17 protein-coding genes and 2 pseudogenes are annotated in these 24,517 nt (G+C 57.8%); 7 read left to right on the forward strand and 12 right to left on the reverse strand.

Annotated elements, in window-relative coordinates:
* Positions 1–2: 2 nt before the first annotated feature.
* From EL257_RS10090 to EL257_RS10105, 4 genes and pseudogenes are all read right to left on the reverse strand, one after another.
* Positions 3–650 carry a CpsD/CapB family tyrosine-protein kinase gene (locus EL257_RS10090; RefSeq protein ID WP_126362134.1) on the reverse strand — a complete coding sequence of 216 codons (648 nt, stop codon included), beginning with the start codon at positions 648–650 and terminating at the stop codon, positions 3–5.
* A complete protein-coding gene (locus EL257_RS10095; protein ID WP_126362136.1) occupies positions 650–1,396 on the reverse strand; it encodes a sugar transferase in 747 nt (248 codons plus the stop codon). Before EL257_RS10095 ends, EL257_RS10090 begins: the two co-directional genes overlap by 1 nt.
* Positions 1,396–2,454, reverse strand: coding sequence for an NAD-dependent epimerase (locus EL257_RS10100; protein WP_126362138.1), 1,059 nt, complete (start codon positions 2,452–2,454; stop codon positions 1,396–1,398). Before EL257_RS10100 ends, EL257_RS10095 begins: the two co-directional genes overlap by 1 nt.
* A pseudogene (locus EL257_RS10105) lies at positions 2,451–3,802 on the reverse strand (UDP-glucose dehydrogenase family protein). Before EL257_RS10105 ends, EL257_RS10100 begins: the two are co-directional and overlap by 4 nt.
* Positions 3,803–4,190: 388 nt before the next feature.
* Here EL257_RS10105 and EL257_RS10110 point away from each other — a divergent pair.
* The 7 genes from EL257_RS10110 to EL257_RS10140 all read left to right on the forward strand — a co-directional run bounded on the left by EL257_RS10110 (position 4,191) and on the right by EL257_RS10140 (position 11,598).
* A complete protein-coding gene (locus tag EL257_RS10110; RefSeq protein ID WP_126362140.1) occupies positions 4,191–5,888 on the forward strand; it encodes a sulfatase-like hydrolase/transferase in 1,698 nt (565 codons plus the stop codon).
* Between the two features lie 227 nt (positions 5,889–6,115).
* Positions 6,116–6,769 carry an ABC transporter ATP-binding protein gene (locus tag EL257_RS10115; RefSeq protein WP_126362142.1) on the forward strand — a complete coding sequence of 218 codons (654 nt, stop codon included), beginning with the start codon at positions 6,116–6,118 and terminating at the stop codon, positions 6,767–6,769.
* On the forward strand, positions 6,766–9,237 hold the full coding sequence (locus tag EL257_RS10120; RefSeq protein WP_126362143.1) for an ABC transporter permease: 2,472 nt from the start codon (positions 6,766–6,768) through the stop codon (positions 9,235–9,237). The genes EL257_RS10115 and EL257_RS10120 overlap by 4 nt, the downstream gene beginning before the upstream one ends.
* A complete protein-coding gene (locus EL257_RS10125; protein ID WP_126362145.1) occupies positions 9,227–10,297 on the forward strand; it encodes a lipocalin-like domain-containing protein in 1,071 nt (356 codons plus the stop codon). The genes EL257_RS10120 and EL257_RS10125 overlap by 11 nt, the downstream gene beginning before the upstream one ends.
* Positions 10,298–10,443: 146 nt before the next feature.
* Positions 10,444–10,686 (forward strand): hypothetical protein, encoded by a 243-nt coding sequence (locus EL257_RS10130; protein ID WP_126362147.1) that lies wholly within the window; start codon positions 10,444–10,446, stop codon positions 10,684–10,686.
* An 11-nt stretch (positions 10,687–10,697) separates the two neighbouring features.
* Positions 10,698–10,928, forward strand: a complete 231-nt coding sequence (locus EL257_RS10135; protein WP_126362149.1) for a hypothetical protein — start codon at positions 10,698–10,700, stop codon at positions 10,926–10,928.
* An 85-nt stretch (positions 10,929–11,013) separates the two neighbouring features.
* Positions 11,014–11,598, forward strand: a complete 585-nt coding sequence (locus EL257_RS10140) for a hypothetical protein (RefSeq protein WP_126362151.1) — start codon at positions 11,014–11,016, stop codon at positions 11,596–11,598.
* A 337-nt stretch (positions 11,599–11,935) separates the two neighbouring features.
* Here the strand turns inward: EL257_RS10140 and EL257_RS10145 are convergent, their stop codons facing one another.
* From EL257_RS10145 to EL257_RS10180, 8 genes and pseudogenes are all read right to left on the reverse strand, one after another.
* Positions 11,936–12,736 carry a glycosyltransferase family 2 protein gene (locus tag EL257_RS10145; protein ID WP_126362153.1) on the reverse strand — a complete coding sequence of 267 codons (801 nt, stop codon included), beginning with the start codon at positions 12,734–12,736 and terminating at the stop codon, positions 11,936–11,938.
* A 218-nt stretch (positions 12,737–12,954) separates the two neighbouring features.
* Positions 12,955–13,146: pseudogene (locus EL257_RS10150) on the reverse strand (type IV secretion protein Rhs); the annotation flags it as partial.
* Between the two features lie 924 nt (positions 13,147–14,070).
* Positions 14,071–14,457, reverse strand: coding sequence for a hypothetical protein (locus tag EL257_RS10155; protein ID WP_126362155.1), 387 nt, complete (start codon positions 14,455–14,457; stop codon positions 14,071–14,073).
* Entirely contained in the window at positions 14,458–19,248 is a 4,791-nt protein-coding gene (locus EL257_RS28260; protein WP_331852537.1) for an RHS repeat-associated core domain-containing protein, read from the reverse strand.
* Entirely contained in the window at positions 19,245–19,988 is a 744-nt protein-coding gene (locus tag EL257_RS10165; RefSeq protein ID WP_126362157.1) for a DUF4123 domain-containing protein, read from the reverse strand. The genes EL257_RS28260 and EL257_RS10165 overlap by 4 nt, the downstream gene beginning before the upstream one ends.
* Entirely contained in the window at positions 19,978–22,020 is a 2,043-nt protein-coding gene (gene tssI, locus EL257_RS10170; protein WP_126362159.1) for a type VI secretion system tip protein TssI/VgrG, read from the reverse strand. Before tssI ends, EL257_RS10165 begins: the two co-directional genes overlap by 11 nt.
* A gap of 133 nt (positions 22,021–22,153) precedes the next feature.
* Complete coding sequence (locus EL257_RS10175; protein WP_007949952.1) at positions 22,154–22,669, reverse strand: Hcp family type VI secretion system effector; 516 nt, start codon at positions 22,667–22,669, stop codon at positions 22,154–22,156.
* Between the two features lie 420 nt (positions 22,670–23,089).
* The gene (locus EL257_RS10180) at positions 23,090–24,469 is read right to left on the reverse strand and encodes a VOC family protein (protein ID WP_126362161.1); all 1,380 of its coding nucleotides are present in this window, start codon (positions 24,467–24,469) and stop codon (positions 23,090–23,092) included.
* Positions 24,470–24,517: the final 48 nt, after the last annotated feature.

A 24,517-nucleotide genomic window follows, 5' to 3' on the forward strand; every position in this document is an offset into this window, starting at 1 on the left:
GCTTACAGGTTTTTGTAAAGCCATTTGGGCATGTAGTACTTGCGCCGGTTGAAGACGCTGCCGACCACTTTCGCGCCGGCCTGGGTCAGCCGTTGCACAGCGGCTTGGGCGACTTCCCAACGGGTGTCTTCGGCACGAACCACAAACACCACACCGTCGACTTGGGTGCTGATGACCAGGGTGTCGGCGGCGGAGTACACCGCGTCGCCATCGATCACCACGAAGCGGTACTGGCTGCCCAGTTGATCGAGCAACGGGCTCAGGCGCTCGGCGGTCAGGTGTTCCATAGTGCGGATCGGCCGACCGTTGGGTAGCACGTGAAACGGCAGGCTGGAGACCTGCACCAGGCAGTCCTGCAAAAGGGGTGGGTTGTCCGGGTTGAACAGCAAGTCGCGCAGGCCGCGCTCCTTGGTCAGATTCAACTGCTGTGTGAGGTTGCTCGCCGACTGGCTGGCATCGACGAACAACACCTGACCGCTGCTCATTTGTGCCAGCTGACTGGCCAGCGTCAGAGCGCTGGTGGTAGTGCCGGCGCCGGGATTGGCGGCGGTCAGGAACAGGATCCGCAGATCGAGATCCAGCACGGTCGAGGTCAGGTTCGATTCGCTGGGGCTGGCGATGCTCAGGCTTTTATTGGTTGAACCGTCCATTAGCTTGCTCCGTGGCCGCTGAATACTTTGAAGGGGGTTTTCAACAGAATCTTCAGATCAAGCAAAAGGCTCTGCTCGGCGATGTAGCTGAGATCCAACTCAACGCGCTGGTCGAAGTCGATATTGCTGCGCCCGGAGATCTGCCACAGGCCGGTCATGCCGGGGTAGATCGCCAGGCGGGCGAGATGGTTGTCCTTGTAGCGGTAAGCGTTGAACGAGGTCGGACGTGGGCCGACCAGGCGCATGTCGCCGGTCACGACATTGATCAGGTTGGGCAATTCGTCGAGGCTGGTGCGCCGCAGGAAACCGCCGATGCCGGTGATGCGCGGATCCTTGTCGATCTTGAAGTCGATGGCGTCGGCGCCGTGCTTGTTCAGGTGGCGCAGCGACTCCTTCAGATCTTCGGCGTTGGCGACCATCGTGCGGAATTTGTACATGCCGAATTTGCGGCCGCGGTAGCCGGTGCGCTTTTGCACAAACAGCACCGGGCCGGGGCTGCTGAATTTGATGGCCAGCGCTAGACCGATCAACAGCGGCGAAAACACCAGTAAAATCGCCAATGCGCCGAGGCAGGCGACCACCCGATTGGTGCGCGACAACTGCCATGGCCGGCCACCGTCGCGGCCAGTGAACCAGCCGCGACCCTGGCGATGGATCGCTGCGTCGAGGCGCATTCGGTGCTCGGGGTCAACGCGCTTGTCTCGGCGCATTTGTTGGATCGGCACACCTTGTTCATGTCCAGTCATCAGGAAGTCCTCCGCTGAATTTCAGCCGCGAGCGGCGCGTGGGCGACAGGCAGTGGGTAGTAGTCGCGAAACCAGGCGATGAAACGCCCGAGTCCTTCATCCAGCTCGATGCGTGGCTGGAATCCGGTGGCCTGGGCCAGATCGCTGGCATCGGCGCAGGTGTTGAGCACGTCGCCCGGTTGCAGCGGCAACAGCTCGACAATGGCTTGGCGGCCGAGGTGTTTCTCGATCAGCGCCAGGTAAGTCTTCAGTTCCACCGGTTGCTGCCCGCCGATGTTGAACAGTCGCCACGGCGCCATGCTGCTGGCCGGGTCCGGCTGCTCGCGATCCCAATGCGCATTGACCTGCGGCGCCTGGTCGATCAGGCGCGCGATGCTTTCGATGATGTCGTCGATGTAGGTGAAGTCGCGCTGATGCTCGCCGTAATTGAACAGCTTCAGCGGCGTGCCTTCGTTGATCGCGCGGGCGAACTGGATCGGCGACATGTCTGGCCGGCCCCATGGCCCGTACACGGTGAAAAAGCGCAGGCCGGTGCAGGGAATGCCGAACAGATGGCTGTAACTGTGGGCGATCAGTTCATTGGCTTTTTTAGTCGCGGCGTACAGCGACAGCGGATGATTGGCGCCGTCCTTGACCGAATACGGCGTGTGCTGGTTGGCGCCGTAGACCGAACTCGACGAGGCGTAGATCAGGTGCTCGACCGGATGATGCCGGCAGCTCTCGAGAATGTTGAGAAAGCCGCTGAGGTTGCTGTCGACATAGGCCCGCGGATTCTCCAGCGAATAACGCACCCCGGCCTGCGCGGCGAGGTGGATCACCACTTGCGGCTGTTCGCGGACGAATAACGCTTCGATGGCCGAAGCGTCGGCCAGGTCAACCGTGGCGAGCTGAAAATCACCGACCTGGGCACGTACCCATTGCACCCGATCGTGCTTGAGCTGCGGATCGTAGTAGTCGTTGAAATTGTCCAGGCCGACCACCGCGTGACCGTCGCGCAGCAGTCGCAACACGCAATGGGCACCTATGAAACCGGCCGCACCGGTAACCAGAATCTTCATGGCCGCGGGCCTTCTGGTGCAACGTGGCGCAGGCCGATGCCGCTGTAGTGCAGACCGGCGGCGGCGACGTGTTCCGGGTTGTACAGGTTGCGCCCGTCGACGATCACCCGCGAGCGCAGTTTGCTGGCGAGCAGTTCAAAATCGACCACACGGAAATTCTTCCACTCGGTGCAGATCACCAGCGCGTCGGCGTCTTCCAGCGTGTCATCGCGAGTGGCGCACAGGTGCAGGTCGTTGCGGTAACCGTAAATGCGCCGGCATTCGGACATCGCTTCCGGATCATAGGCCTGCACGCTGGCACCCTCGCCCAGAGTGCGTCCATCAAATAGCGGCTGGGCGCTTCGCGCATGTCATCGGTGTTCGGCTTGAACGCCAGGCCCCAGATCGCGATGGATTTGCCGGCCAGGCCTTGCGGAAACTGGGCTTTGAGTTTGCTGAACAGGATGTGCCGCTGGCTGTCGTTGACGTCGGTGACGCTGCGCAGCAGTTTCAGCGGCATGCCGTTGTGTTCGGCGGTGTGCAGCAGGGCGCGCAAATCCTTGGGGAAACACGAACCGCCGAAGCCGCAGCCGGGGTAAATGAAGTGGTAGCCGATGCGCGGATCCGAGCCGATGCCTTTGCGCACCGCTTCAATGTCAGCGCCAAGCAATTCAGTCAGGTTGGCCAGTTCGTTCATGAAGCTGATGCGCGTGGCGAGCATCGCGTTGGCCGCGTACTTGGTCAACTCGGCGCTGCGGTTGTCCATGAACATCAGCTTTTCGCGGTTGCGACAGAACGGCGCGTACAGCTCGCTCATCTGCTCGCGGGCTTCTTCGTCGTGGGTGCCGACGATGATCCGGTCCGGGCGCATGCAGTCGGCGAGGGCGCTGCCTTCCTTGAGGAATTCCGGGTTGGACACCACGCGCACGGTCAGGCCGGTTTTTTCGCGACGCTGCAGTTCGGTGTTCGCGGTGGCCAGCACCTGATCCGCCGTGCCCACCGGCACCGTGGATTTGATGATCAGCGTGCGGTCGGCTTCCATGTGCGAGGCGATCTGCCGGGCAACATTCAGCACGTGGCTGAGGTCCGCGGATCCATCTTCGTCCGCCGGAGTGCCGACGGCGATGAAGATCAACTCGGCATGCGCAACGGCGTCACTGGCCTGGGTGCTGAACAACAGGCGGCCGGCCTTGATGTTTTCTTCCAGCGTGCCGGACAACCCCGGTTCGCTGATCGGCGGCACGGCTTGTTGCAGTTGGTTAATCTTGTTGGGATCAATATCTACGCATAAAACCCGATGACCAACATCTGCAAGTGCAGCGGCTTGTATGAGTCCAACATAACCCGTGCCAAATACGCTCACGTCCATCTGCGCACCCTCGATAGAGTGAAAAGAAGTAGTTCGGAAGAAGACTGTAGAAGGGGTATAGCGCAGGGTTTGAAAACCGTGTCAGCAAAATGACATGTTGCATCGGTATAACACTTAAGCGTTTTTTGGCGATTGGCCATCAAGTCATTGTCGCGATTGAATTTGTTCAAAAAATGCAGATTTGTTCAGAATTAAAATAAGCGATGAACGGTCGAAAGCCCTGAATTTAAAGGTCTTCAGCGCTTGGGGTGTGTCAGATTTGAGTCACCGTTTTTTTGACGCTTAATACTCAAACCAGTCAGTTCTTGCGCTTTTTCGGGTGGGTGCTAGTGTCAGCTTCGGACCGACAATCATTTGACCATCGCCTTTCAAGCACCCCGGAATCGCCATGTTTCGATACATCAAAGACTTGCTGTTAATTGTGTATGTGCTGCTTTATTCCGACTATTACCTGGAGCGGTTAAATGCTATCGGCATGCATTTTCCTGTACTTCTTTTTGGCGCGATGTTTTTGGCGCTTACTTTGGCGTTATATCTGACTGCCTATATACGACAAGCGCTCATACGACATCTGTTCGCATTGGCGATGTTTGTCTCGGCAATTTTCTTTGATGTCTACACCCGGGTCACCGCGGATTACCTGAACTACAGCGATTTCGTCTCGCTGGTGTACTCGGGCGGCTTCATTCAGGAGGCGGCCTACCAATATCGCGACGCGATTCTTCGCAGTGTGCTCATTGGCTTGCTGCTGTTGTTCGGCATCGGTCTCAAGCCGCGGCACGCGCTGATTGTGCCCAACGCGCTGCGCGTGGCGGCACCGGTGTGTGGCGTGCTATTGCTCAGCGCCGTGTTGTTTTTGCGGGCGGGTGAGGGCGCGCGGGGCTTGCCGATCATGTACACGCCGCTGGCCTACCTGAACCTGTTTGCCTATGAAGCGCTGCACAACACCGTCGGCCCGCGCGAACCCGTGAAGCTGGCGCGAACCGCGCAAGCCGTCGGCCACGACATTGTGCTGATCATCGACGAAAGCATCTCCGGCAATTATCTGGATATCAACGCGCCGTTCGGCGTGCACAGCAACCTCCAGCAAGCGCCGGCCGGCGTAGACATTTTCAATTACGGCTATGCCGCGTCCATTGCCAATTGCAGCGCCGATACCAACGTGACCCTGCGCTTCGGTGGCACTCGCGCTGATTACATGCGCATCAACAGCACACTGCCGTCGATCTGGCAGTACGCGAAAAACGCAGGGCTGCGGACGGTGTACATCGACGCGCAACGCACCGCCGGTAACTTGCAGAATCTGATGACCGACAGCGAGAAAAAGGATATCGACGAATTCGTCCAGTTCGATCAGACCAGCGTGCGGGATCGCGACATGGCGGCTGCGGCGAAGCTGATCGACCTGCTCAACGACGGCAAGCCTGAGCTGGTGGTGATCAACAAGGTCGGCGCGCACTTTCCGGTGCACGACAAATACCCGGATGCTTTCATGGCTTATCGTCCGACCCTGCCGCGCGGGCAGTTCACCGAAGTGGCCGATACCGGCGAACGCAACGGCTTCAATGGTCAGCCCGACGATTGGGTGTTGTATCGCAATGCCTACAAAAACACGTTGCTGTGGAACGTCGGCGAGTTTTTTTCGCGAGTGTTCGCTCAGGCTGATCTGAGCAATGCGCTGCTGATTTATACCTCTGATCATGGCCAGGACCTGCATGAGCGCGGTAATCCCGGGCTGAACACCCACTGCGGCGGCGATCCGGTTGAAGAGGAAGGGCTGGTGCCGCTGGTGGTGATTCAAGGCAGCCGGTTGCAGACCCCGGACTGGACGGCGCAACTGGCGGCCAACAAGGATCGCTCCAGCCACTACAACATTTTCCCGACGCTGTTGCAGTTGATGGGTTACGACCTGGCGGGAATCGAGGCGGTTTACGGCAAGCCGTTGAGTGTGGCGACGGCCGATGAGTTCACCTTCAACTATCGCTTTAATGCGCGGTTGGGGGCCAAGCCTGAGTGGAAACACATTGATCTGGGCAGCATCGTGACGCCGGTGCAGGCGCCGGCGAGTGTGGCTTCGGGGCCGTAAGAGTTTCTGCTGGCACAACGGGCCCATCGCTTGCAGGGCAAGCTCCCACCGTGTGCGGCGAGAGCGGCGAACATCGCATCCCCCAGCGAGCTGAAACATTTTCAATACACCACTGCCCCCTGTGGGAGCTTGCCCTGCAAGCGATGGGGCCATGAGATTCACCGCAGGTTCTGATCTGCCATCGACATCCGCTATCCTTGCCTCATTCTGACCGCTCAGGTGACGGCATGCTCCACGTTGAAAATGTCTTCAAAAGCTATCTCACCCCACAAGGCGCGCTGCCGGTACTGCAAGGTGTCGACCTGACATTGGAGGCCGGTGGCAGTCTGGCGCTGATGGGCGAATCGGGCAGTGGCAAAAGCACCTTGCTGCACCTGGTTGCCGGCCTCGACAAGGTCGATCGCGGCAGCATTCGCAGCGGCGAGCACCGGCTGGAGTCGATGAATGAAGCGCAACTGGCAAACTGGCGGCGCACAGAAATCGGCCTGGTGTTTCAACAATTCAACTTGATTGGCAGTCTGCGCGTCGAAGACAACCTGGCCTTCCAGGCGCGGCTGGCCGGGCGCCACGAGCCGCGTTGGCAGGCGCATCTGGTGCAGCGTCTGGGCTTGGGCGACTTGCTCACGCGTTATCCGGAACAGCTTTCTGGCGGGCAACAACAACGGGTCGCGCTGGGCCGGGCGCTGGCGTCACAGCCGAAATTGCTGCTGGCCGACGAGCCCACCGGCAGTCTCGACGAGGCGACCAGCGACGAAGTGTTGCGGCTGTTACTTGAATTGCTCGAGGACACCCCGACCACGCTGTTGATGGTCACTCACAGTCAGCGGGTCGCCGCGCGTCTGGCGCAGCGGGTGGTGCTGTCGAACGGACGGCTGACGTGAACGTTTTTCGCCAGACCCTGCGTGCGCTGCTCAGTCATTGGCGACGCCATCCCGTGCAGTTTTTCAGTGTGCTGACCGGGTTGTGGCTGGCGACCAGCCTGCTCACCGGCGTCGAAGCGCTGAACAGTCAGGCTCGCGACAGCTATGCCCGCGCCAGCCAGATGATCGGCGGCGAACCGCAAGCCAGTCTCGCCACGCCAAACGGTGCAACTTTCAGCCAGCAGTGGTTTGTCGATCTGCGCCGACAGGGCTGGCCAGTGTCGCCGCTGTTACAGGGCCGCTTGAACCTCAAAGGCCACGAAAACCAGCGACTGCAGTTGATGGGCATCGAACCGGTGTCGCTCCCGGCGGATTCCGCAGTGGCCGGGCAGGCGATGCCGATCGAGCGTGTCGTCGAATTTTTCATGCCGCCGGGCCGTACGTGGATTTCTCCGGAAACCTTGCAAGCCCTCGACCTGCACGAAGGCGACACCCCGCAAACCGAAAACGGGCGGCTATTGCCGCCGCTGCTCGCACAAAACGACATGGCTCCGGGTGTTTTGCTGGTGGACATCGGCGTAGCGCAGACCTTGCTCGAACAACCCGGGCAGCTGTCGCGGCTGTTGCTGCCGAAGGATTTCCACGCGGACTTGCCGACTGCGTTCAAAGGCCAGTTGCAGCTGAAAAGCAGCGGCGAGGAAAAAAATCTCGCAAGACTGACCGAGAGCTTCCACCTCAATCTCGATGCCTTGGGATTTTTGTCGTTTGTCGTGGGGTTGTTCATCGTCCACGCGGCAATCGGTCTCGCTCTGGAACAGCGCCGTGGCTTGTTGCGTACTTTGCGCGCGTGCGGGGTCAGTGCGCGCATGCTCATCCTCTGTCTGATGGTCGAGTTGGGCGTTCTGGCGCTGCTCGGCGGATTGTTTGGCGTGCTCAGCGGTTACTGGCTGGCGAGTGTTCTGTTGCCGGATGTCGCCGCCAGCCTGCGCGGTTTGTATGGCGCGGAAGTGGCGGGGCAGTTGCGCCTGAGTCCTTGGTGGTGGTTCAGCGGCATCGGTTTGAGCCTGCTCGGCGCCTTGCTCGCCGGCGCCAGCAGTTTGCTGCGGGCGGCCAGACTGCCGTTATTGGCGGTCGCCGATCCGCAAGCCTGGCACGAGCAATATGCTCGTTGGTTGCGGCGTCAGGGTTGGCTGGCTGCGTTGTTGGCAGTGACGGCGTTGGCGGCGTTGATTTGGGGCGATAGCCTGGCCAGCGGTTTTGTACTGATGGCAGGCCTGCTACTCGGTGCCGCGCTGGCTCTGCCGGTGTTGCTCAGCGCGCTGTTGAGCCCGTTGCTCGGGCGCAACCGTTCGGTGCTCGGCCAGTGGTTTCTCGCCGATTGCCGTCAGCAATTGCCCGCGCTGAGTCTGGCGCTGATGGCGTTGTTGCTGGCGCTCGCCGCCAATATCGGCGCGGGCAGCATGACTGCCGGTTTTCGCCAGACCTTCAATGACTGGCTCGAGCAGCGTCTGAGCGCCGAGCTTTACCTCAACCCGAGCAACCCGGCTCAGGCGCGCGAAATGGATCGCTGGCTCAGGCAACAGCCGAACGTGGCGGCCGTGCTGCCCAACTGGCAAGTGTCGGTGACGCTGCAAGGCTGGCCGGCAGAAGTGTTCGGCGTGATTGATCATCCTTATTATCGTCAGCACTGGCCGCTGCTGGATGCCAGCGCGGGCGATCCGTGGGGACATCTGGCTGCGGATGACACGGTAATGCTCAGCGAACAACTCGCCCGGCGCCTCAACGTTCGCCCCGGCGAGCACCTGACAATCCCCACGCCAAACGGTGCCTGGTCACCGCGCATCGTTGGCATCTATGCCGACTATGGCAATCCAAAAGGGCACTTGCTGGTCAACGCCAAGCACCTGCTGCGCGGCTGGCCGCAACTCACGCCGAACCGTTTCAACTTGCGCATCGAGCCGCAAAATATTCCGCCATTGCTGGATGCATTGCAGGCGCGCTTTGCGCTGGATGACAGCCGTATCGTCGATCAGGCGCGGCTCAAAGGTTGGTCGGTTCAGGTGTTCGAGCGCACTTTTGCCGCGACGGCGGCGCTCAACAGTCTGACCTTGGCGGTTGCCGGCGTGGCGCTGTTTATCAGCCTGCTGACGCAAAGCCAGAGCCGTCTCGGCCAGCTCGCACCGTTGTGGGCGCTCGGCGTGACGCGCAAGCAATTGATGTTGCTCAACCTCGGCCAGACCTGGCTGCTGGCGGTGCTGACGCTGGTCTTGGCGTTGCCTTTGGGTATCGCACTGGCGTGGTGTCTGGATGCGGTGATCAACGTGCAGGCGTTTGGCTGGCGTCTGCCATTGCGGGTATTTCCGTGGCAACTGCTGCAATTGATGGGGCTGGCTTTGCTGGCGACGCTGTTGGCTTCGGCGTGGCCGTTGTATTCGCTATACCGCACGCAACCGGCGGATTTGCTCAGGACGTTCGCCCATGAAAATTAACGCGGTAATGCTGGCGCTCGTGTTGCTGCTGCTCGGTGGCTGCGATCAAACCCAGCCTGAGCAAAAGGGCTTCGCCGGCATGGGTGATCAGGCGATGGCATACACACCGGTGGTGCCGGGGCGGCCATTCAGTTTTCCGGCGGATCACGGCGCGCACGAAGGTTTTCGCATCGAATGGTGGTACGTCACCGCCAACCTCAAGGATCAGCAGGGCAACGAGTTCGGCGCGCAGTGGACCTTGTTTCGCAGTGCGCTGAAGCCACTGGCAGAGCAGGGCGGATGGGCTAGCCAGACAATCTGGCTCGGGCATGCCGCGGTGACTTCGCGCTCGGCTCATCACGCTGCTGAACGTTACGCCCGGGGCGGCGTGGGACAGGCCGGCGTGCGGCTGGCGCCGTTTGAGGCGTGGATTGACGATTGGCGGTTTGCCAGTCAGGCGCCGGATCCGCTGGCCGACATGCAACTGACGGCTCGCGACAAACATTTCAGCTATCAATTGCGCCTGACTTCCAGTCGTCCGCTGGTGCTTCAGGGTGACAAGGGATTCAGTCAGAAATCCGAAGAAGGCCAGGCCTCGTATTACTACAGTCAGCCGTTTTTTCAGGCGAGTGGCACCGTGCAGATCGACGGCGAAACCTACACCGTCAGCGGCCCGGCATGGCTTGATCGCGAATGGAGCAGCCAGCCGCTGACCGCCAACCAGACAGGCTGGGACTGGTTTTCCCTGCACCTGGACAGCGGCGAACACGTAATGCTTTATCGCATGCGCCAGAAGGACGGCGCGCCGTACCTCACCGGCACATGGATCGCTGCCGACGGCCAGACCCAGACATTGAACAGCTCGCAGATCCAACTCGCCGCGCAAGACACCGCCAGCGTTGCCGGGCGGTCGATGCCGGTGAAATGGTCAATCAGCATCCCCGACAAACACCTCGACATCAGCCTCGACGCGCTCAATCGCAATGCGTGGATGAATTTGCGTATTCCCTATTGGGAAGGCCCGGTGCGCATCACCGGCAGCCATTCCGGCCAAGGCTATCTGGAAATGACTGGCTACTGAGCGCCTATGCAGGAGCTGCCGAAGGCTGCGATCTTTTGACTCAATGGACGAATCAAAAGATCCCAGCCTGCGGCAGCTCACACAGGATTGCTTTGAACTTGGCTTGCCGCGTCGTTCTCTAACGGGAAACCCGCCGAGGAAGTGCCATGAGCGACGACCTGCAACCCCCAGACCTCGAGACCTGGCAACGCCTGTTTGACGATCAAGCGTACTGGCAAGACTCTCCCGACGCGCACTATCTCGATCTGCAGCGCATCGCCGACGACTTGCTCGGCCAAGGCGCGATCGACCTTGAGCAGTGGCAGTTACTGCGCGCTAAAGCCGACGACCTGCATAAGCATTCACCCGAGGTCAACGTCGCCCGCGAACTGGACGACCCCGAAGCCTGAGGACTATCACCATGAACAGACCCATCAGCCAAAACGACAATCCCGACGAGCCACGCCCGGCTGGCGAAACCGAACGTGACAATGATGCGCTGCGCCCGACCGATCCCAAGCAGCGGCAAAACAGCGGCAAGGGTACGCCCAGCGGCGAATCCACTGCCCAGGAGACCGCGAAGCAACAACCCTGCGCGCCCCAGACCCCTGCCTCGCAAGACCCCGCAGCACAAACCCACGTCAAGCCTTGAACAGCGTCTATGCTCACTGGCACGCCCGGCGCTGAAGTCGATTCGGCGCGGGTGCTGCCATTTCATCACTGGGAAAGGATTGCTCATGAAGCTCGACGCACTGGCCAAGGCCATCACCCTCGCAACTGTTTTGTCCTCCATCAGCTTCGGCGCGTTGGCCGCCGACATTCCGCTGTCCGCCGCAATCGAAGCGGACAAAGTCACTACCAAAGTGGTCTCAGTCGATGCCGCCAATCACCAAGTGGTGCTTGAAGGCGCGGAGGGTCGTCAGGTCCACGTTCAGCTGACCGATAAGGCGAAAAATCTTTCCAACCTCAAGCCTGGCGATCAGGTCGACATTGAGGTGCAGCGTTCCATCGCTGCTTATCTCGACACCGATGTGGATAAAGGTCTGCCTGGCTCCACCGAGCGTACCGGCGAGCTGCGTAATGCGCCGGGCAGTGATAACCCCGGCGGCGAAGCATTCCGACAGGTTCAGGTGCAACTGAAAATCACCAAAATTGATTTAAAGAAAAATCAGGTGACGCTGCAGAACCCGGCAGGCGTGTCGAAAACCCTTGACGTCAAGAGGCCTGAGATTCAAGCCAAACTCAAAGATTTGAAAGAAGGGCAGAGCGTTATCGTCACTTACACCGATATCTTAAAAGTGACCAGTCAACACGAAAGTTGAGTATTGACTCTACAATATGATTGTTCTTGTACAAGTTTGGGTATGAGAACAGTCATTTAAAAGTTGAACGTCAAAAGTTTCTCGGTAAATATCGGCGATGCTGGGCTTTAACTTTCTGGTACATAAATTTCATCATTGCTACTGACGACATATTCACCAACTTCATTTAAAATCCACGGCGTTCGCCCAGTGTCAGGGCTCTTTACCGGTGCATGGATTGCCAGGCCATTACACTGGGCGAACACCTCTTCCGGTCATGTATACAAAAAATGAAAACAAAAAGGGCGACTTTTCAAGTCGCCCTTTTTTGTGGGGGAATGTCCTATCGGATCGCGGGTTAGCTTGCAGCCTGGAAGCGCTTGAGCGTGGCCTGATACATCTTGGTGCGTCGGTGATCCTTGCCGTAGGTGCCGGCTGCAGCCACTGTGCCGGATTGGATGTGATCCAGGTAATGGAAAATCTTGCGTGGCGACAGGAACTTGATGCCGTAGCCCAACGCGGTCATGCGGTCCTGCAGCGTGTAACCAGGAACCCGATCATCCATGCAAAAGTGCAGGCCTTGAGATTTCATCAAGCGCGCATTCCACAATGTACAGAAACTTTTCAGATGAGTTTCCCGATACGGCTTTGGCTCTTTCGATTTCATTCCCAATCGGGTTTTGGCACGACGAATATAGTGTTTGCAAAAACGCGAAGTTAAACGCCAAGTATCGCGAACCGCCCCGCGATTGATTTGCTCGACACAACCAACCGCTGCCATATCAGGCGTTTTCGTGCCCTCACGCATCATCATTGCGAACACTTCCTTGTCGTAAACAAAAGTGTCGGTGTGCAGCAAAAAAAGATAATCCGTCGTAACTTTGCCCAGCGCCAGATCCAGCGCTTTGCCGTGAGCGATATGCCCGGCCTCCTTGCCCGGCGAAGGACGCTCGATCAAATTGATCCAGTCCAGCGAACGCAAATAATCGAGACTGGCGTCCGCCGAATCGTTGTCCACCACCCATACCGGAATCTGGTTCTGCGTGACGTGCTCGCGCAAAAGCTCCAGGCACATGCGGGTGAGGTCCGGGGTTTTGTAATTGACCAGGACAAGACTGAAATTGGCCGGTTGTGGGGTGGGCAGATCAAAGGCTTTCATGACAGAAGGGCTCATCCGGTTCGGTACATGGATGAGGAGGGTAGCGAGGGAACCTTAGGTGAAGCTTAATTTTGAGGGTGGGTGGGTTGAGAGGGGGGATTGAGGGTACGGCTACGCCTGCACGAATGAGGTTTGCGCATACAGGATGGGGAGTAGCTTTTTTTTTCCAAAAACAGAGGTCCACTGTTTTCTGTTGGAAATTGAAGATGTTCACCTTCATCGGCGCTTTCGGCGATCAAGCATTCGCCTTGCACAGGAATTCAGTGGTGTGGCCGCCGACTGTTTTCTCGCTGCGGCGACCGAAAACGTCGTATTTGTAGGATGCGATGCTGCCGCCCGGCAGGCTGACGCCGCAAAGGTTGACAGTTGTAACGGTATTCGACGACGAGCTTTTGGCCGTTTCCGCGCCGTTAACAATTAGGGTTGCCAATACGTGCCGTATTCGTAACGACGATCACTGCTGCATGGATTAGGTGGCTAAAAAGGTGCAAGTTGTCGCGTATTGATAGCGATTGATACGCCAAGCTCGTCGCGTTCGGCCGTGACCCGGCTATAGGATTGTAAGTAAGGTCGCGGGTTGGCGCCGTCAGTCAAGCTGATCTGGGGGTAAGGCCACCGTCGGCGTTCAATTCGTAATGACTGGTGTCCCCGGATGTGAATTGGCGAGGTGATCTCCTGCACTCACATCAGTCATCTCGACGCCGGAATGATAGGCTTATCAAAATCACTGAGGAGAATTCAAATACGCGGAGGGGCCGCAAAGCACAGCATGTTTCGTCTCGAACTCTTTTTACCGACTCTTCATTCGTTGCGCGAATTCTGTATTGCTCGGATTCACTTGATATTTTCATGTCAGATTTTTTGCAGGAATATTTTTTATTAAAAGATCTACAACGTTGCTGCAGTTGAAGCCTATCCTAAAAGTATTGAATGCAGATTTCTTACGCTTCATGGGGCTTCTGGATATTCTTTAATGTCAAGTTCGGTAATTATTGCCGGTCTCTTGTTGTTTATATTTAGGGAGGGCAGTATTGCCTCTCCAATAGGGGGTAGGGTAGTTAATGCTCTATTGAAGAGTCAGCTTCCGTCTTGATTATTCTAGAAATTTTTGTTGTCCTTTAAATGATATTGGTTTTTTCCGCCAGATACTTTGCCTGTTCTTGGATTTTCAATCGGTCACAGGTTGAAGTGATCCGTCTGGTCATCTTTGTTTTCAAGCTCGGTGAATTCAGTGCGGGTATTCAGATTCACTAATATGAGCACCCCTTTCTATAAGGGTTTTCTTCATTGCTAGTCCTCTGGAGTCGCTGCCTTCGCTCCGATTTCATCCTCGCTCATAGATCGATTGGATAAAACGAAATGTCCTCCGAAATTATGTCTACAAATAGGGGGAGGGGCCGGTGTTGTTTTTCAATAGATACTAGCGATACAGAATCGCCTATTTTTAATACACCACAGCCGTCATCTTCGATGGCGATTAACTCCGCGGTAATGAGTGTTTTACCGTTTTCGTGATGTATGGAAGGTGCTCTTTTTTTGGATATTACTATGTTGTCTCTCCAAAAAAGATTATCGTCGATGTTAAACTCGACATCATATGCTTGACCTTTTTTGGGTTGCGGACCTATAAAGATCGAGACTCCATTACCGTAGGCGGTTGAGTATGCTATCTGCGTTTTGTTAGGGCTTTTTTTTATAATCTCGGTGACTGTAATATTCATTTATTTCGTACCTGGCGGGACTCGTATAACAGTGTTGTCGACATTCATTAGGTTGTTAATTAAGTCTAGAGTCCATGTTTCTTCATGGTAATGGTGCTTGTTGGGTTTGCTGTTCATTTCATGTGCACCATATCGAATACTCCTCTTGCCGTCGGACGAAACGATTCTGTCGTTGTCTGGTAATCCAGTCCTCGGGTGAATATTTGTATAAGGTCCTTCACCTAAGAAACTTTCCCATCTTTCTACCGCATTCTGCGGCTTTACAGGCTTGCTACCATAAACTTCGTTGTGATAGCCCTGACCCACGGGCAGCGGCTCGGGAGGCGCCAAAGGTCCTGCCTGTTTTACGACGTTGTCCGTACTCGACCCAGGACTCGCTCCCTGCGGTTGCGTATTATCATCCAGACAGTTGCCGCTCAATCCTAGAGGATCCACCCACCCCGTAGGATTAGGCACGTACTGGTAGCTATTCAACCCGCCCGCAAGCTTGATCGGATCCGGCGTCAAAAACCTTCCAGTCCCCGGATTGTAGTAGCGGTGCCGGTTGTAATGTAACCCTGTCTCCGCATCGAAATACTGACCCTGAAACCGCAGCGGGTTATCGATCTCGCTGACGTCGAGTGCCGCAAGGTTACCGTAGGCACGGTATTTAGCCGACCACATGATCTCGCCGCTGTAGTCGGTCAGTTCCTGCGGCGTGCCGAGGTGGTCGAGTTGGTAGTAGAACGGGGCCGCTTTTAGTGGGCCTTCGCCGTCGAGCATTGCCAACGGGCGGAAGCTGCCCGGTTCGTAGACGTAGCTGCGGTAGCGATTTTCGGCGCTTTCGGCGATCAATCGTTCGCCTTGCCATAGAAATTCAGTGGTGTGACCGTCGACGGTTTTCTCGATGCGGCGACCGAAAGCGTCGTATTTGTAAGACGCGGTGCTGCCGCCCGGCAGGCTGACGCCAATCAAGCGGTGTTGGCAATCGTAGCGATATTCGGTGACGAGCTTTTGGCCGGTGCCGCGATGTTCGCGGATCAGGTTGCCGTAGGCGTCGTAGTCGTAATGGCGGTCGCCTTGCATCAGCAGGCGATTGCCTTTGACGTTGGCGAGGTTGGCTGCGGGCAGGTCATTTTGTCCGAGGAGGTTGCCCGCCGGGTCGTGTGCGAAGCTCTCTGGCATGGCGCCGCGCACGCTGATCAGTCGGTCGAGCGGGTCGTAGTGATAGCTGCGATTGCCTTTGCGGCTGTCGTCGATGCCAGCGAGGTTGCCGTTGGCGTCGTAGTTATATCGCCGTTGAAACAGGTGTTTATCCCGCTGACTGACGCTGTGCGCTTGCAGTCGGCCCTGTTCATCGTATTGGTATTGGCTGAGCAACAAACCTTGCTGGCGCTGTTGTTCACGACCGGCGTTGAACTGGTGGCTGGTCAGGCGCGAACCGTTCAGGTCGATACTGCTCAGCCGCCCGCCGGACAGATGACGATAGTCGAGTGTGCTGCCATCAGGAAGGCGGTAATGGCTAAGTTGGCCGACGCTGTCGTATTCGTAGCGGGTTGTGCCCCAGCCCTGATGCTCGGTGACCAGTCGATCTTGCACATCGTATTCATAGGCGAGCGGCCAATGGCCGTCGTCGACATTGACCAGGCGACCAAGCGCGTCATAGCTGTAATGAATTTCTTCGCCATCGGGCAGCTTCTTGACCAGCAAACGACCTGCGGCATCGCGCTGGTATTCGGTAGTCAGTTCGCTACCGTCATGGCCGAATTCGGTCTTCTTCAGCAGTTGGCCGTTGAGGTCGTACTCGTAAGCCGTGCGGCGGCCGTCGAAGCCGGTTTCCTGTTGAATCAGGCCGTTCGGGTAGTAATCGAGGTGATAGCGTTCGCCGCGCTCGTTCTCTATCTCTGTGAGGTTGAGTTGTGAGTTGTCGTAGCGGTAGCGCAGTTGGCTGCCGTCGGGATTGATGCGGCGGCTGACGAGGTGCAGGTTGTCGGCGTATTCGTAGCGGGTGATGCGGCCTAGCTCGTCGCGTTCGGCAGTGACGCGGCCATACGGATTGTAGGTAAATGCGCGGGTGGCGCCGCCGGGCAGAGTGACCTGAGTGAGGCGGTCGACGGCATCCCATTGGTATTGGGTGATCGCACCGAATTCGTCCTGGCGAGTGGTCTGCCGACCGAGTGCATCGTAGCGGTACTTGCGTTGACCGCCATCTGGCAAGCGTTCTTCCAACAACTGGCCGAGGTTGTTCCAGCCCAATTGATGACGACTACCGTCGGGATGACGGATCTCCAGCAAGCGTCCCTGACGGTCATAGCTGTAGAAGGTCTCGTTGCCGTCAGGATCGGTTTGTTGGGTAATATCGCCTTGGCGGTTGCGTTCGTATTTCCAGCGCGCCTTACCGCGCTGGACATCAATAAGTTGACCGTTGAAGTAGTTGTAACGCGTCGGAACACCTTCCGGTGGAATCACCGCAATCAAGCGTCCGGCATCGCTGTACTGATACTCGGTGATCGCCCCCATGGGATCTTTAACGGCAATCAGTCGACCCTGATCGTCATAAGCGTTCTGCGTTTCGCCACCGTCTGGCGCGGTCTCACTGACCAAGCGGGCATTGTCGTCATGCACATAGACCAGTTCACTGCCGTCAGCGTTATGGACAATGACCGAGCCTTTATCGTCCCACTCGTAACGCGCTTCCATCTGCGCGTAATTGGCCCAATGACGCACGCATCGGGACAGCTTGCCTTCACGCTCCCACTCCCAAAAGAAGCTGGCCCCTCCGGCCATTTGTCGCTCGAGGATGACGTGCTGATCGTTGTAGCGGTAATGCTCGGTTTCGCCGATCGCATTCGTAGAAGAAACCAGTTGATCAAGTGCGTTGTATCGGTAGGTGACGAGGGTATGAATCGTCAGCCATGGCTCTTGGCGTTCGCCGCGTTCATTGTATTCGGAGCGTTGTTGCTGTTGATCCACAGCGACAATGTGCCGGTTGTCGTAACGCAACAACAGCGCGCGCCCTGCGCCATTATCGATGCGCTGGATACGATCAACGAAGTCATAACTGATGTGCAGACGATTTTCGTAAGCATCGCTGATCGTTGTCAGGCGCCCGGCACGGAAATGGTAAAAGCGTGTTTTTGGCCCGGCCTGGGTCAAAATGAGTTCGCCGGGTTCATTGCCTAGATAAATCGCTGCCTGCGCCAAGCTGTTAGTGATGGCCGGACGCTGTTCCGTGGGCATCGGGAAACGGGTTTGCCGGTTCTCGTTGTCCGTCCACAGCACGCCCTCATCGTCGATCTGCAAGCGATGAGACAGTGAATGACTCCAGCCATAGCCGAGGCGGCTATCAATTTCGACTGCGCTGCTTCGGTATAGGCGTGTCCACTCAAAAGGCAGCAGGCCACCCAGTTCCCCATCGGTGAGCGTCAGTAACTCTTCGCCGGTCACCATCGATACGGGTTCGCCGTCTGAGCATGTGTCGTCGACGCATTGTGCGGGTTTTTTCGCTGGGTTCTTCGGCTGTTCGGGGGCGTTGTCGATGGCCTCTACCTGCTCGATGCGTGAGGCTGGCTCATCTTTTTTACGTGTCTGAATCTGCGCATCGGATTCCACTTTGCCGTCAGTGACCGGTGGCTTGCTCTTCGGAGCTGTCGCGGTTTCGGCGGGTTTGGGAGCGGCAATCTGAACATCCGCTTTGCGCGCCGGATTGAATTTCGAATCACCATTGAGCAACAACGGTTTTGATGCTTCGGTGTGCGGCGTTGCCTTGGACTTGCTGACTTTCATCAACATGCCGGTGAAGTCTTCAATCAGCTTTATGACTTTGCCGCTGCTTTGTACCCCTTTGACGGCTTTTGTACCCACGCGTACGGCCAGGCCAAGACCACCAGTCAATACAACGCCGATCAGAATGTTCAGCAGGAACTCTGTCGACATTTGCGCCAGCACTTCGGTACAAGTCTGCGGCGGCAGCATCCTCACCCAGGCCACGATGGCCGCTACATATATCCACATCAGCGGCTCATCGCTAGCGATCAATAAAGCAGTGTGGATAGCGTCGGCAGAGGCGTCGTAGATCTTCTTGATCTGTTCTTCAGTGAAAAAACTTTTCAGCTTCTCGTAGTTTTCGCGAGGATGGGCGATGAGGTCGTAGAGACTTTTGATATCGCCCCACAAGCCCATGATTGCTTTCATGAAGCCTTCCCAAGCCGCTTCCAGTTCCTGCAACGCGCGACCACCAAGGGAGGCATCGGTGTGAGCCTGCCATAACGGCAGGAAGTTGGTGCTCCATTCGGTTTGTAGCCAGCCACCCAGCTCGCCGATTACACCCTGATAGGAGTTGAACAAACTGTCGATCTGGGCACGCGTCGGATTCGGAAAGAAGATAATTTTGTACTGCTGATTTGGGGTAAGGCCTGAGACTTCAAGAATCCCTGACGCGTCAATGGTTTTATTGATTGTTGGACCAACTTCGTTTTTGCCGACGAAGCGGCCGTTGACGACCGGCGTCAGTTGAACTGGCGTATTGCCGATCGGCACAAAACGCGCAGACTCGAAACTATGGACCAGCACCAGCTTGCCGTTCGCAGGACAGTTGGCATAAAGGGTATTTTCCTTCTTGCTGTCCTTGTCAGCCGTGCCAACTTCGTCACCGACTTTGAACTGCTGCTCCGCATCCAGAATGCCACCGTACCAGGCTTCGGCATGCTCGCGATAATCCTTCAGGCACTTCTTGAAGTCGTTGATGATGGCCTGAGCATCGGGTTGTTTTGCTGTAAGACCGCCAACGATCCCGCCCATTAACACGCTCATGCCACCACCTCTTTTTCCAGATAGGCCTTCAACAGCCCGGTAAAATTTTCTTCCGTGAGTGGCGTGCGTTTAACAAAGCGCGCCACTTTTTGTTTCAGGTTCGATTCGGGGAACGAGAAATACAGATCAGCGTGTTCTTCCTGCAGCCACTGCAACATGTTGCCGATGACGGTCGAGGGATTTTCTGCCATCAATCCCTGCAGCAAATCCTTCGGCACCTCCCACCACGGCCAATCCCGCACCTTCGGCACAACCCTTGTCCCGACCTCCAGCGTTTGCCCGTTAATCAGGTACCGCTCAAACACCGGCAGCACTTCCCCAGCCTTGTCTCCAAGCCCATGCAGAATCGGGTACATATGGCGGCCGTCCCAAAACCGGAAAAACACCTCAGTGCCATCCGGCATTTTCACCTGCGTCAGGCTGCGCAGATGTTCGAACACTTCGTTCGGCTCTGAACGTGATACCGCCAGCCAGCCCCAGTCGAGGGCGTCGGTTTCGGCGATCCATGGCAGGAACGCGGAGTTGCCCTTGATTTCGGTGACATACGGCATCACCGGTTGCCAGGTGGAGTAGGGCGTGCCGCCCCAGATCGGCAGGAGCTGGGCGGTGGGTACGGTGAGGTAAAGGTTTTTCAACGCGTCGGCATCACTTGCCGCGCTGATAATCAGGTACAGGCGCTCGCCGCTTTGCAGTGGCTGTTGCGCCAGCCAGTCCTTGGGTGTCAGTCGATCAGATGGCACAGGCACCTGCCTTGCATTTCTCGCATTCTTCGCAGAACGGCGCGTTGCGTTTGAGGGTATTGATCTGGGCCGGGGTGAGGACCTGACCGGCCTTGTCAGCATCGGCCTGTTTCAGCACGCCCGGCATCAACGGCGCAGCCCCAGTCCCACTGCCCGGACTACCACCGGAATTCATGTTGATCACCGGCCCGCTCAGGGTTACGCCGCCGGCGTCGATCTTGATAAAACTGCCGCCGCCGACCAGGGTCAGTTCCGCACCAGCCTCCATGACTACTTTCATGCCGCTGCTGAGGTGGATTTCCTGGCCAGCATCAATGAACTGGCCGGTGCCAATCTTGATGTGCTGGTTCACGCCCACGGTGAGGTGGTCGTTGGCGCGGGTTTCGACTTTGCGGTCGGCGTAGACGGTGTGGTGTTCTTCGGCTTTGAATTCGGTGTAGCTGTTTTGCTCGACGGTGTCGTGGCGTTCGTTGCCGACGCGGATTTTCTGGTCGTGTTCGATGTTTTCGTCCCAGTCGCGCTGGGCGTGCAGGTAGATCTGTTCCTGGCCTTTTTTGTCTTCGATGCGCAGTTCGTTGTAGCCGCCACCGCCCATGGAGCTCAGGGTTTTGAAGGTGCTGCGGGTCTTGTTCGCCGGCAAGGCGTAGGGGACGGTGTTTTCCTTGTGGTACAGGCAGCCGCTGATCAGCGGTTGATCGGGGTCGCCTTCAAGGAAGGTGACCAGCACTTCCATGCCGATGCGCGGGATGGCGATGCCGCCGTACTGGGCGCCGGCCCAGGCGCTGGAGACGCGCAGCCAGCAGCTGGTTTTATCGTCGGCCTGGCCTTCGCGGTCCCAGTGGAACTGCACTTTGACGCGGCCGTATTCGTCGCAGTGGATTTCTTCACTTTTGGGGCCGGTGACCACGGCGCTCTGGCTGCCGAGGATGCGCGGTTTCGGGTGGCGCAGGGGCGGGCGGTTGGGCACGTCCCACGGCGTGGCCTGGAAACGGTTGCGGTAGCCTTGATGGAAATCGTCTTTCAGCGCGGTGGTGTCACTGGTCACCGACTCTTCCAGCACTTGCGGCTGCTTGCCTTCATGCAGAACCTCGGTGAGCAGCCAGAGGTCGTTCCACTTGGCTTTCGGGTGTTCGGTGAGAGCGAGGAAATGGCCGCTGACCAGCAGTGGCTGATCGCTTTTGCCTTCGGCCAATTGGAAGTCGCTGCGGTGGCGTTCGAGGGCGCGTTTGGCCAAATGCTTGCCGCGCTCGCGGTCGATGAAACGGCCTGGGTAATCGTAGTCCTCGAGGTCGGGCAGGGCGTCGCCACGGTTTTCGCTTTCCAGCGTCAGGCGCGGTTTCTCAAAGTCGTAATCGCGGCGAGTGGTGCGGCTGGTGCGGGTTTCCAGGCGCAGGTCGAAGCGCTTGATCACCGGGTTGCTGGCGACCATGCCGGAGTCTTGCTGATAGGGCACAGGCGCCAGTTTCGGGAACACCGTCTGGTCATCGCCGAACACCAGTTTGTGCGCCGTGGCGCTGTGCTGGAAGTGGAAGTGAATGCCTTCCTCTTCGCACAGACGCTGGATGAAATGCAGATCCGACTCGTCGTATTGCACGCAGTAAATGCGCTCGGGATAGATCGAGCCGGTCTTGAACTCGTAGGCGTTGCTTTGAATGCCGTGCTCTTCCAGCACCATGCCGATGATTTTCGGCACGCTGAGGTTCTGGAAGATACGTTGGTTAATGCGGTGCGCGAGGTACGCCAGTTGTGGACGCAGCGTCACCGAATAACGGGTCAGGCGTTTGCCCGAATCGCCTTGCGCGGCGCGGTAGATCTGGCCATGAATACCGCTGCCGTCGGGCGACAGTTGCAGGAAGGCCGGTTTGTGCAGCAGGGTTTCGAGGTCCAGCGACGGCTGCTCACTGACCAGCTCCACCTCAAAGACAAAAGGCTGGCTGATGGCTTCCCGGCCTTGCAGGGTAAACACCTGAAAGTCAGCGGAAAGCCCTTCGATGGTCAGGGCAAAGTGGGTTTCATTGGCCGGCGCGAACATCCCTTGTTCCTCGTGCTGTACAGCGGCGCCCGTCGACGGCCGCAAAAAGCGGCTCAACGTACGCGAAATTCTGGAGGGGCGTAAACAACATCGACCAGCAGAGCTGGCCGATGCGTGTAACGATCAGCCGTAATTAAACGACTGGAGCACGCCAGTCATCGGAACCCGAAGTACCGGATACTTCGTGGGTCCAGGTGATTTTGCGGTAGGTGAACTGCACTTCTTCCAGGTGGGTGAAGTGCGCGTTGCCTGGATCCTGGCAGTTGTGCATTTTGTTGTTGATGGCGACGATGATCGCGTCTTCCAGTTTGGTGGTGTAGTAGTGCTCTTGGGTGCCTTGGGCCGAAGTGCGGTACCACTGGATAACGATTTCGCTCATGCGCTCGCCGGAAGTCAGTGCTGCTTGCAGCAGTGGCGAAGCCTTGTCGTAGACCTTGGTGATCACAACTGGCTTGTGTACGCGCTGACCGGTTGGCTGACCGGATTGCGGGTCACGCGGGATGATCACGTCGTGGGTGAAAGCCTGAACCATGACCTGGTCTTCGTGGCCTTCCTGGTAGGTGTTGCCAACGGAGTCGGCGGTGAATGCGCCTGCAGTGATCAGGCCTTGTTTTTCGCCGGTAACCGACATGTACGCTGGTGTTGCCATGGGGTGCTCTCCTTGCGGATAAAGTTAGGGTGCCCGGGGCGAGATCGCCCGGTGGGTGGCTGACTGTTATCAAGGAGCGTGCCACGTTTTGTGAAGTGTCCGATGGCTGGGGGCGAAAGGCTCGTTTGCGGCGATTGGCGGCGATTCTCAGCGTGCTGAACGGAAGAAAGTGCGCAAGAAGTTGCGCAGTGGTGCGCAACTTCTTGCGCACTTGGCTATGGGCCTTGCACGGCGTGCTCTGCAGAGGATTTACCCCGTGAAATATTACGAGCAACTGCGCAACTTGTTGCGCAGTATGGCTGAAAGCCTTCATTGAACCGACGCGTGGTGCGGATCAAAAGATCGCAGCCTTCGGCAGCTCCTACATTGGAATGTGTTTCCTCTGTAGGAGCTGCCGGAGGCTGCGATCTTTTGATCTTATCAACGCGCAAGCTGGGCCAGACACTCCTCGATTGAGCGCCGCTGCGTCTCGGCATACAACGCCAACTCATCAATGGTCGCGCGCCCCAGCGCCTGTTCGAACGCCTGGCGATTCGAGTGCTCGCCATAATGCGTCTGCGCTGCATCGCCAAGGTTTGACTGAAAAATCCCCGCTGCGCTCACCGGCAGGAAATCTTCGTACACCAGCGGTTCCGCTTTCACATAGCCTTCGCGCAGCAAGTCTTCCAGCGATGACTGCCCAATTCCTGCCGCCGCCAAACCCTTTTCCGTGGCGAAGTAGCGGAAATAGGCCAGTTCCTGTTCACGCATGCCTTCGACGCTGTCAGGAAACTCGCCGAAGTGTTGCGCCATCAGCTCGTTGTAGCGGGCAGCGTTTCCCTCATTGGGGAAGTCGCCGAGTTCCTCCCGCGCGGCGTTCAGCAAGCGGTCATACAGCGCACGCCCCCTGGGGGTCAGCGCTGCACCACGTTGTTCTATTTCGCCGAAACGCGCGCTATGGCTGCCGCGAACGCTGCCTTGATCGGTAAAGGCGATCGGTTCGTCCAGCGCCTTGAAACTGGTCTGGCGCAGCAGGATCGGACACTGGCGGCGGGGCGGGCCCTCAATCACCGCTTTGGGCGTAATGCCATGGGCGGGCATCTGTTCCTGCACGCGGTCGATATCCAGCGTGCGTGGCGTCAGATGATTGATGTGCGGGCCTTTGAACGCCACCACATCGGCGATCAACCGGTGTTGTGCGCTCAGCGTCTGGTATTGCGCGGCGGTGACGGTTGCGCTGTGATGCCAACGAAAAGTCTCCAGCGCCTGTAGGACGAATTCCGCAGCTTCGGCTTCGTTCAAGCCGCCGGCTGTTTCCGCTTGCGAGATCAGGCGCAAAGCCGCCGCAGTAAAAATCGAACGTTGGGCCAGCACCGATTCGGCAAAGCTTCGTAACTCAGGGTTCTCAATCAATTCCAGGCGCAACAGCGAAGTGAACACGCGAAACGGACTGATTTGCAGCGCGGCTTCGTGCACGGCGCGAAACGCCGTGGAATGCACCGGGACGCCCGCCGGGGTCAGGTCGTAGTAACCGACCGGTTGCATGCCCATGACCGCAAACAGACGGGCGAGGGTGGCCAGTTCTGTTGCCGTGCCGACGCGGATCGCGCCGTGGCGCTCCATGTCCAGGCGCTGGATTTCACCAGTGTTGGCGAGCTGCCGGGCGATGTCCGGCTCGCGGCTCAGCACCTCGCGGTTGGTCTGTTCCACCAACTCCATCAACGCGCCGTACAGCGGCACTTCTTCGCGGTACATATCGGACATTGCTTTGGAAAAGCGTTGGCGGATCAGGTCAGGGCTGACGAACGGCTGCACGGTCATGAAAAGAATTCCTGCCACGGGTCACGAATGGATGAGCGAAAAGATCGC

The organism is Pseudomonas fluorescens (assembly GCF_900636825.1).
In the GTDB taxonomy this organism is placed as follows: Bacteria; Pseudomonadota; Gammaproteobacteria; order Pseudomonadales; family Pseudomonadaceae; genus Aquipseudomonas; species Aquipseudomonas fluorescens_BG.